Below are 2,252 nucleotides of genomic sequence, written 5' to 3'. Positions count from 1 at the left end.
CTGATGGAGCTGCACATGAACCCATTCAAAGGCCGGCATTTTCAGCGTGACATCATTCTGTGGGCCGTACGCTGGTACTGCAAATACGGCATCAGTTACCGTGAGCTGCAGGAGATGCTGGCTGAACGCGGAGTGAATGTCGATCACTCCACGATTTACCGCTGGGTTCAGCGTTATGCGCCTGAAATGGAAAAACGGCTGCGCTGGTACTGGCGTAACCCTTCCGATCTTTGCCCGTGGCACATGGATGAAACCTACGTGAAGGTCAATGGCCGCTGGGCGTATCTGTACCGGGCCGTCGACAGCCGGGGCCGCACTGTCGATTTTTATCTCTCCTCCCGTCGTAACAGCAAAGCTGCATACCGGTTTCTGGGTAAAATCCTCAACAACGTGAAGAAGTGGCAGATCCCGCGATTCATCAACACGGATAAAGCGCCCGCCTATGGTCGCGCGCTTGCTCTGCTCAAACGCGAAGGCCGGTGCCCGTCTGACGTTGAACACCGACAGATTAAGTACCGGAACAACGTGATTGAATGCGATCATGGCAAACTGAAACGGATAATCGGCGCCACGCTGGGATTTAAATCCATGAAGACGGCTTACGCCACCATCAAAGGTATTGAGGTGATGCGTGCACTACGCAAAGGCCAGGCCTCAGCATTTTATTATGGTGATCCCCTGGGCGAAATGCGCCTGGTAAGCAGAGTTTTTGAAATGTAAGGCCTTTGAATAAGACAAAAGGCTGCCTCATCGCTAACTTTGCAACAGTGCCATAGAAAGGTTACATTTCTAAAAATTATAACGCTGACCTGGGGACCGGGAATATGTATTCATTTATCGCACGCCAGCCTATTTTTGACACAAAAATGCAGACCGTCGCTTATGAGCTGCTTTTCAGAGACGGAATGAACAATGCCTTTCCCGATGTTTCACCAGAATACGCCACGTCCAGAATGATTTCTGACCAGTTTTTATGCATCCCTGTTCCCCGTATAGCCAACAATCACAGTTCTTTTATTAATGTGCCGCACCAGATGATCATTAACGGACTGGGCGATACGCTGCCGAATGAAAAAGTGGTCATCGAAATTCTGGAAAATGCAGTCCCGGATGATGCGCTTTTCTGTGCCGTAAAGGATATGCACGACAGGGGTTACCAGCTTGCGCTCGATGATTTCACGATGGATGATGAATGGGACCGCTTTATGCAGTATATTTCTGTCATCAAATTTGATGTCAGAGACAATGACTATGAAGATATCCGGCAATATATCCACAGAAAAAGTCAGCTTCTGCAGGGCATAAAATTCCTTGCTGAAAAAGTGGAAACAAGGGACGAGTTTGAGCTTTACAGCCGGGCGGGTTTCGCGCTTTTCCAGGGATTTTTCTTCAGTCGCCCGGAAATCCTCAGAAATAAATGCCTTTCCCAGAACCCCCTGCCACTCTCCAGGCTGATGATGGAGGTGAACAGGGAAAACCCGGACTTTGCCGCGGTCGAACGTCTGCTTAAAACCGATCTGACGCTGTCATATAAAATCATGCGCTACGTCAGAAACATGCTGTTTAAATCACATGGCATAATTCAGGCGGACAATCTTACCCTGAAAGAAATGCTGATGTATATGGGGGGCAAAGAACTCCGGCGGTTTGTTGCGGTGGCCGCCCTTTCAAATATGGGGCGTTCCGGCATCAGTGAACTTTATCATCTGAGCATGGTTCGCGGAAAATTCTGCGAATTAATTGCCGAAAAAATAAATAATGTTTCATTATCCTATAACGCATTTATATGCGGTCTGTTTTCATTGCTGGATGTCATTCTTGAACTCCCCATGGACGATTTAATTAAACAGATTTCAATCCCGCAAAACGTAACTGCCGCGCTTTGTGAACATAAAGGTGAACTTTTTGACATACTGACCCTGTCGTTATGTTATGAGAAACTTAACTGGGAGGAAACCGCGAAAATATGTAATACCCTCAATATCAGCGAGTTCACTGTTATAGAAACCATGCAGGCCGCAACAAAATGGGCGGACGAGCTCGCCGTCTGTTAAGGATATTTATCACAAGACAAATCAGTCATACACATCATTTTTTTAATTAAAGAAATACCGGTGAACGCCGTTATATCCGCTTATCCAGACACAACGAGACACTATTATCATGGTAATAACTCCAACTTATTGATAGTGTTTTATGTTCAGATAATGCCCGATGACTTTGTCATGCAGCTCCACCGATTTTGAGAACGA

General features: G+C 46.7%; 3 protein-coding genes. 2 read left to right on the top strand and 1 reads right to left on the bottom strand.

Annotated features, from left to right (window positions below):
* Positions 1 to 15: 15 nt before the first annotated feature.
* Positions 16 to 720 (top strand): IS6-like element IS26 family transposase, encoded by a 705-nt coding sequence (locus OGV85_RS06305; protein ID WP_001067855.1) that lies wholly within the window; start codon positions 16 to 18, stop codon positions 718 to 720.
* A gap of 104 nt (positions 721 to 824) precedes the next feature.
* Complete coding sequence (locus tag OGV85_RS06300) at positions 825 to 2,054, top strand: EAL and HDOD domain-containing protein (RefSeq protein ID WP_000286799.1); 1,230 nt, start codon at positions 825 to 827, stop codon at positions 2,052 to 2,054.
* Between the two features lie 126 nt (positions 2,055 to 2,180).
* On the opposite strand, the gene OGV85_RS06295 is transcribed toward OGV85_RS06300, so the two are convergent.
* Positions 2,181 to 2,252, bottom strand: a 72-nt coding sequence (locus tag OGV85_RS06295) for an IS1 family transposase (RefSeq protein WP_004200914.1), incomplete at its 5' end; no start/stop codon positions are given.

It is taken from the genome of Citrobacter sp. Cf132, assembly GCF_030333885.1.
Taxonomy (GTDB): Bacteria; Pseudomonadota; Gammaproteobacteria; order Enterobacterales; family Enterobacteriaceae; genus Citrobacter; species Citrobacter freundii.
The sequence above is the reverse complement of the archived record's forward strand: the minus strand, read 5'-3'. Positions and strand labels throughout refer to the sequence as shown.